General features: G+C 34.5%; 5 protein-coding genes. 4 read left to right on the top strand and 1 reads right to left on the bottom strand.

What is annotated here, in order from left to right:
* Positions 1-2029: 2-oxoisovalerate dehydrogenase (locus tag J7K39_09115; GenBank protein MCD6180048.1), on the bottom strand; the 2029-nt coding region annotated here is incomplete at its 3' end.
* Positions 2030-2214: 185 nt separating this feature from the next.
* Between J7K39_09115 and J7K39_09110 the strand changes: the two genes are divergently transcribed.
* From J7K39_09110 to J7K39_09095, 4 genes are all read left to right on the top strand, one after another.
* Positions 2215-3555, top strand: a complete 1341-nt coding sequence (locus J7K39_09110) for a short-chain fatty acid transporter (protein MCD6180047.1) — start codon at positions 2215-2217, stop codon at positions 3553-3555.
* A 487-nt stretch (positions 3556-4042) separates the two neighbouring features.
* Positions 4043-5350 (top strand): citrate (Si)-synthase, encoded by a 1308-nt coding sequence (locus J7K39_09105; GenBank protein ID MCD6180046.1) that lies wholly within the window; start codon positions 4043-4045, stop codon positions 5348-5350.
* Between the two features lie 72 nt (positions 5351-5422).
* A complete protein-coding gene (locus J7K39_09100) occupies positions 5423-5833 on the top strand; it encodes a YjbQ family protein (GenBank protein ID MCD6180045.1) in 411 nt (136 codons plus the stop codon).
* Between the two features lie 2 nt (positions 5834-5835).
* Positions 5836-6045 carry a hypothetical protein gene (locus J7K39_09095; protein ID MCD6180044.1) on the top strand — a complete coding sequence of 70 codons (210 nt, stop codon included), beginning with the start codon at positions 5836-5838 and terminating at the stop codon, positions 6043-6045.
* The last annotated feature ends 258 nt before the right edge of the window (positions 6046-6303 follow it).

Genomic DNA, 6303 nt, shown 5'->3' with positions numbered 1-6303 from the left:
CTTTAACAGCTTGTTCAATCTTTTCAGTATTTGGAAGGGTCGCTTTTTCCAATATCCGGTTAAATCCAACGGGAGTGAAAGTTGCACCAACACGTTTGATTGGAGCATCTAAATACTCAAAAGCATCAGCAGCAATCTGTGCTGCAACTTCGCCTCCAAAGCCACTAAACACTTTGTCTTCGTGTACCACAAGTACTCTATTGGTTTTCTTTACCGATTCGATAATCGTTTCCGTATCGAGGGGTAATAAAGACCGTAAATCAATAACTTCAATACTTGCTCCGGTTTCATCTGCCAATTTTTTGGCGACTTCAATACTCATAGCCGTAGTATTTCCGTAAGTAATTAAGGTCATATCTGTACCTTCTCTGTGAATTTTTGCTTTTCCAAAGGGGACTTCAAAATCATCAGGGACAATGGCTTCCGCTTTTGGATCGTTATAAAGTGCTTTAGGTTCCAAGAAGAGTGTTATCCCTTTTGAGCGAATACTTGTTCTTAAAAGTCCTGCTGCATCATCGGCAAAGGAAGGATAAACTACCCGAATTCCAGGGAATGTAGTTAAGGTGGCTTCAATATTTTGAGAGTGGTATAAGCCGCCACCAATATATCCACCGGAAGCTAAACGGATGGTGATATTGGGGGCAAATTTTCCGTTTGTACGCCAATATTCATGCGATGATTCAACGAGTTGCTCCATAGCAGGCCAGAAATAATCGGCAAATTCTGCACCTTCAACAACTATGCGCATTTTATCATTAAAGCGCGACATTCCGTTGGCTGTTCCAACAATAAAATCTTCAGCAATGGGGGCATTAAAAACACGCTTTTTCCCAAACTCTTGTTGCATGCCTTTGGAAACATTGAAAATGCCTCCCTTGTCTTTATTGGCTATATCTTGTCCGTAAAGGTAGGTTTCGGGATTTAAGCGGAATTCTGCTTTTAAAGTTTCGTTGAGAGCAGTAATAAATTTAATTTTCTTTCCTTCGGTTTGTTTATGAAGGCCTGCTGGATATTTTACGGCTTGGAATGCAGCGGGAGTAACAAAATCGTAAATGCTATCAGGTGAAGGATCGGCAGAAGTGATACCAACTTTATGTGCTTTTTTTACAATTAGTTTGGCTTCAGCCTCAATGGCTGTTAATTCTTCCTCAGTAAAACGATTATAACGAATTAGAAGTCGACGAAACTTAGTTAATGGATCGTATTCTTTTACGTAGTTACGTTCAAATTCATCGCGATAAAGTTCATGGGCATCTGAATTACTATGCGATCCAATGCGGACACAGTTGGCTTGTAAAATAACAGGTTTGCCAGTTTCTAGAACATGTTTTTTGGCTTCGTCCATCGCATTCATCGAATCAAAAACATCTTTACCATTACAATGGATGATACTTAGATTTTTAAATCCAGAGAAATTATTGGCCACTTTCCGGTTAGCGGTTTGGTCTTTTTTAGGTACAGAGATGCCATATCCATTATCTTGAATAACAAAGATAACCGGCAATTGCTCTTTATCTGCACCCGTGATAGCTTCGTAAACATAACCTTCTGAGACAGAGGATTCTCCTTGAGAACTGATAGCAACGGCTTTGGTATTGCTTAGTTTTATGGCACGTGCTACTCCAACAGCATGCAAGGTGTGATTACCAGTACAAGACGATACGTTTTGGATATTGATTTCGGGTTTAGCAAAGTGGTTGGACATATGTCGCCCTCCAGAAGATGGATCAGCTGCCTTGGAAATCCCGTTTAGAATTATTTCTTCAGCTGTCATCCCCGCTGATAGAACCGTTAACATATCCCGGTAATAAGGAAAGAGAAAATCTTTCTCTGCTTCAAAAATTTGACCAATAGCCAATTGGATTCCGTCGTGACCTGCATAAGGTGCATGGTAAGACCAACCCAAGGCTTGTTTTAAATAATTCGGTGCTTTTTCATCTAAATTCCGACCTAAAACCATTAACCGGTACCACTTTTCAAGTGTTTTTTTATCGGTTTTTTTGATGCTGAATTTTTTATCCTTTTGCATTTTCTTTATATTCTTTTTGTAAAAACAGTGAATAAAGATTTTTACTTTGTTTTTTCGCTTAATATTTTCGTTGCAAAGATACTAAAAAAACATAATTTAGAATCATTCAAAATAAAAAAAATGATTGCAATTATCTGATTTTGTTTCAAATTCTTCTTTTTGTATTTTTGATACAAATAATTAAAATGAATTTTTCGAAGAAAATAATGGGAGGTTTTCAGAAAATGCTTCCCTCGCCAATGAGTATTGCTATTTTACTTACTCTTTTGACTTTTGTTTTGGCTGTGATTTATAAACCAGATGAAATTGGGTATACAAAAAGAGCAATTGATATTCTGAGTTTTTGGAATTTGGGATTTTGGTCCTTAATGGAATTTACCATGCAAATGATTTTAATCTTGGTTTTAGGTTATGTGTTGGCATTATCAAAAAGCATAAATCGTTTTATTGTAAAGTTAACTGCATTAGTGGATACGAATGCAAAAGCGGCAGCTTTGCTGAGTTTTGTTACAATATTGATAAGTTTATTTAATTGGGGTTTAGGTTTGGTATTTGGAGCCATTTTTGCTCGGAAAATTGCGGAAGCATTTTCAGATAAAGGCTTTAAGTTCAATTATGGACTCTTAGGAGCTGCTGCATATTCCGGCATGATGGTTTGGCATGGAGGCTTGTCGGGATCTGCACCTTTAAAGATTGCTGAGGCGAATCATTTTTTAGTTGAGCGAATAGGTCAAATTTCTTTATCCGAGACTATTTTTTCTAATATGAACTTATTTGCTTCCGGTATTTTACTTATAATTATTCCGGTATTTTTTTATTTGATAGGATCTAAAATACAAGTTTCGGAGCTGAAGTTAAGGGGAGATGAGAAAATATTGTCATCTGAAATAACTAAGCCAGGAGGTGCGGAGCGACTAGATTATTCTCAATTTTTTTCAAAGTTTTTTGCTCTTTTGCTTTTGACAATCCCAATATACACGGTGTTTGTCTCCAAAAGTTTAAGTTTTATCAACTTAAATTATATCAATATAGTATTGTTTGGCTTGGCCATTTTAGCGCAGGGTTCTATCGCGGAGTTTTTACAGGCTGCTAAAAATGCCATTGGAAGTTCGGTTGGTATTTTAATTCAATTTCCTTTGTATGCAGGAATAATGGGAGTTATGAAATATTCTGGATTGTATGTATTATTCACTCAGTTCTTTCTTGATATTTCAACGGTTTCAACTTTTTCTTTCTATACCATGCTAAGCGCAGCAATAGTAAATATATTTGTTCCTTCCGGTGGAGGTCAGTGGATTATTCAAGGTCCTATTGTGGTTGAGGCTGCTTTAAATTTAGGGGTTTCTATTCCTAAAACAGTTATGGCTTTGGCTTATGGCGATCAATTAACCAATATGATTCAGCCTTTTTGGGCATTACCTTTGCTTGGAATAACCGGTTTGAAAGCCAAAGATATTTTTCCATTTTCTCTTATTTTAATGATATTGGGAATTCTCTTATTTGTTTTAACTCTATTATTGTTTTGAATATTTCTAACAGTAGATATTTTTTATATTGACAAAAATCAGTTAATAAAATGCGTTTTGCTATCAAAATTACTGCAATTTTATTACTAAAAAAATAACTATTAAATATTAGCTGTTTTGTACGTCTGTTAAGGTGTAGCCGCTTTTATTTAGAATGAATTTTTTTAACATTTTATTATGCTCGCATAGTAAAATTTTAGTACATTTACTTGGTTTTTCGGCTTGTTTGGCAAATGCCTGATAATCAGCTGGATATTAAAAAAGACCGTTTTTAGATAAAAATGGATTGAAGAGAGATAAAAAATAAAACAACAATATATAGCCTAAGCTTGTATTATTGCATTAGAAAGTAAAAATGAAAAAAATATAGTAACTATAATTTATATTGAGGGTTAGAAAGAAGAATGTCGAACAACCTGTTAAAATTTTTAGTTACTCTAAACGAAGGCTTAAAAGCTAAGCTTAATAAAACAAAAACTTAAATGATATGTCAACCTTAAAAACAAAATTAGCTCAAAAAATTGAAGAGCACAGACCAAGAACTACCAAATTACTTAAAGAATTTGGTGATGTAAAAGTTGGAGAAGTAACTATTAGTCAGGCAATTGGCGGAGCACGTGGTGTTCGTAGTTTGGTAACGGATATTTCTTATCTCGATCCAATGGAGGGTATTCGTTTTCGTGGTTATACAATTCCCGAAACTATGGCAGCATTACCAAAGCCAGAGGGAAAAGATTATCCTTATGTAGAAGGCTTTTGGTATTTATTGTTAACAGGAGAAATTCCTACAATGGAAGAAACTCTAGAACTTGTTGAAGATTTCAAAAAACGTAGCGAAGTTCCTTCATACGTTTACGATGTATTGCGTGCGCTTCCAAAAGACACTCATCCAATGGTTATGTTTTCTACTGCTATTTTAGCAATGGAAAAAGAGAGCAAATTTGCTAAATTCTATGAAGAAGGATTTAACAAAATGACTGCATGGGAAACTATGTATGAAGATTCTACTGATTTATTAGCTCGTTTACCTGAAATAGCTGCATTTATCTATCGTTATAAGTATAAGAACGGAGATATTATTGCAAAAGATCCTGAACAAGATATGGGTGGTAACTTTGCTCACATGATGGGTATTGCTGCTCCTTATGATGATGTTGCTCGTATGTATTTCATTCTTCATTCTGATCATGAATCCGGAAATGCTTCTGCTCACACAACTCACTTGGTAGCTTCAACACTTTCTGATGCTTATTATTCATTATCAGCAGGGATGGATGCTTTAGCAGGTCCATTACATGGTTTAGCTAATCAAGAAGTTTTACGTTGGTTACAAGGCGTAATGGATAAGCTAGACGGAAAAGAACCAACTGAAGAAATGATGAAGCAGTTTGTTTGGGATACATTGAATAGTGGTCAGGTAATTCCTGGTTTTGGTCACGCTGTATTGCGTAAGACAGATCCTCGTTACCAATCACAACGTGAATTCTGTGAAAAGCATTTACCAGATGATAAAATTTTCAAATATGTAGATATGCTTTATCGTGTAGTTCCTGATATTTTGGTTGAACAAGGAAAAGCTAAGAATCCATGGCCAAATGTAGATGCACAATCAGGTGTTATCCAGTGGTTCTATGGCATTACTGAGTACGATTTCTATACTGTTATGTTTGGTGTTGGTCGTGCTATTGGTGTATTAGCTAATATTACTTGGGATAGAGCTTTAGGATATGCTCTTGAGCGTCCAAAGTCATTGACTACAGCAATGTTAGAAGATATCGCTAACAAAGCGAAATAATTATTAAACAAAAACCCCTGTAAAACAATTCTTACAGGGGTTTTTTATGCCCAAATTTCTTAACTTTGCACCATGATTATCCAAAAAGAAATTCGACTAAAACCAAGAAGTAGGGGTTTCCATTTAATTACTGCTGATGTTATATCGGGACTCCCTAACTTGCCTAAATCGGGGATATTGAATTTGTTTATTAAACATACTTCTGCGGGAATTACCATTAATGAAAATGCAGATCCAAGTGTTAGGGTAGATTTTGAGACGGTTTTTAATAAACTGGTCCCCGAAAGAGATAAGGATTATATTCATGTTTTTGAAGGCGATGATGATCTTCCTGCACATATTAAAAGTTCATTAATAGGCACTTCACTCAATATCCCTATTATTAATGGTCGTTTGGCATTAGGTATTTGGCAAGGAATTTATTTGGGTGAATTTAGAAATAATGCCGACGGACGGCGTTTGGTTTGTACTTTATATTATTAATTATGCTCTTAAAGCTTATACTAATAAGTTCAATTCTTCTCGGCTTTGTTATTTTAGGGTTGGGAGTACAGCTGTTTTTTTCTAAGAAAAAACAATTTCCTCAAACACAAATAGGACATAATAAGGCAATGAAAAAGAAAAAAATCCCTTGTCCGCAAACACAAGATAAAATTACCCAAAAGAATAAAAAGTCTTGGCAAAGTCCTATTTAGTCATTAGCAGATTAAAATTTTATTTCAGTTAAAGTAAAAATTGCTTTAAATAGTTAAATTTCTTATTGTATCATATAAATTAAAATTTATTTAATATTGAGTATGAGATATTTATATTTATAATGATTTACCTATATTAATATGACAATACTAAATATTGATTCTTATTAGAATACCTTTTTTACTTTAAACTTTCGCGTTTTTATTTTCATTGCTTTAAATTTACTTAATTTGCTGCATTATTCTTTATAGATTAAT

The organism is Bacteroidales bacterium, assembly GCA_021157585.1.
Lineage (GTDB): Bacteria > Bacteroidota > Bacteroidia > Bacteroidales > UBA12170 > UBA12170.
Note: the sequence above shows the minus strand (reverse complement) of the source record. Positions and strands in the feature narration are given on the sequence as shown.

Coding starts and splice junctions, on each gene's coding strand:
- J7K39_09110 (MCD6180047.1), top strand. CDS start 2,215: ATGAATTTTTCGAAGAAAATAATGGGAGGTTTTCAGAAAATGCTTCCC.
- J7K39_09105 (MCD6180046.1), top strand. CDS start 4,043: ATGTCAACCTTAAAAACAAAATTAGCTCAAAAAATTGAAGAGCACAGA.
- J7K39_09100 (MCD6180045.1), top strand. CDS start 5,423: ATGATTATCCAAAAAGAAATTCGACTAAAACCAAGAAGTAGGGGTTTC.
- J7K39_09095 (MCD6180044.1), top strand. CDS start 5,836: ATGCTCTTAAAGCTTATACTAATAAGTTCAATTCTTCTCGGCTTTGTT.